Origin of the sequence: Pseudolactococcus plantarum (assembly GCF_002441715.1) — a bacterium.
GTDB classification, from domain to species: Bacteria; Bacillota; Bacilli; order Lactobacillales; family Streptococcaceae; genus Pseudolactococcus; species Pseudolactococcus plantarum.
The window spans coordinates 1-832 of record NZ_JXJX01000033.1; the positions used below are offsets into that span (position 1 = coordinate 1).

An 832-nucleotide genomic window follows, 5' to 3' on the forward strand; every position below is an offset into this window, starting at 1 on the left:
TCGCGGGTTCAATTCCCGTCGGGACCGTTTAGGTTTTCAAACGAGAACTTAAAATTACCAAGAAACAGACTCGTTAGCTCAGTTGGTAGAGCAATTGACTTTTAATCAATGGGTCGCTGGTTCGAGCCCAGCACGGGTCATGAAGCGGATGTGGCGGAATTGGCAGACGCACTAGATTTAGGATCTAGCGCTTTACGGCGTGGGGGTTCAAGTCCCTTCATCCGCATTTGTCATAAGACAAATACACTCTGTTGTAGGTGATGATATCTATGATAGAAACTTGCCTTAGCCGGCTTAGCTCAGTTGGTAGAGCATCTGATTTGTAATCAGAGGGTCGCGTGTTCAAATCATGTAGCCGGCATTAAAAAGAATATGATATGCGAAAGTAGTTCAGTGGTAGAACATCACCTTGCCAAGGTGGGGGTCGCGGGTTCGAACCCCGTCTTTCGCTTATGCTAGAGGCAAGCCGGGGTGGCGGAACTGGCAGACGCACAGGACTTAAAATCCTGCGAAGGGTGACCTTCGTACCGGTTCGATTCCGGTCCTCGGCATTATCTGTATGTAAGATATAGATAATGAGCTTGCAAAATAAAGTAAGCAAAGAAGTATAGCACCCTTGGCTCAACTGGATAGAGTACCTGACTACGAATCAGGCGGTTGCAGGTTCGAATCCTGCAGGGTGCATCAAGGTTATGTAGGTGTTAAAGTTTTCATGGTAACATCTGATAATTTTGATGTGATAGAGATATGACTAGTTCGGGAAGTAGCTCAGCTTGGTAGAGTACTTGGTTTGGGACCAAGGTGTCGCAGGTTCGAATCCTGTCTTCCCGAT

The 832-nt window shown here is 46.9% G+C and carries 7 tRNA genes; all 7 read left to right on the plus strand.

The features are described from left to right. Positions 1-67: 67 nt before the first annotated feature. The 7 genes from RU87_RS09465 (at position 68) to RU87_RS09495 (ending at position 831) form a co-directional block, all read left to right on the plus strand. Positions 68-140, plus strand: a tRNA-Lys gene (locus RU87_RS09465). Between the two features lie 4 nt (positions 141-144). After that, positions 145-226, plus strand: a tRNA-Leu gene (locus RU87_RS09470). A 62-nt stretch (positions 227-288) separates the two neighbouring features. After that, a tRNA-Thr gene (locus RU87_RS09475) sits at positions 289-361 on the plus strand. An 18-nt stretch (positions 362-379) separates the two neighbouring features. Continuing rightward, positions 380-451 (plus strand) — tRNA-Gly (locus RU87_RS09480). A gap of 14 nt (positions 452-465) precedes the next feature. After that, positions 466-551: transfer RNA gene (locus RU87_RS09485), tRNA-Leu, on the plus strand. Positions 552-610: 59 nt separating this feature from the next. Further along, a tRNA-Arg gene (locus RU87_RS09490) sits at positions 611-684 on the plus strand. Positions 685-757: 73 nt separating this feature from the next. Next, a tRNA-Pro gene (locus RU87_RS09495) sits at positions 758-831 on the plus strand. Position 832 lies beyond the last annotated feature (1 nt).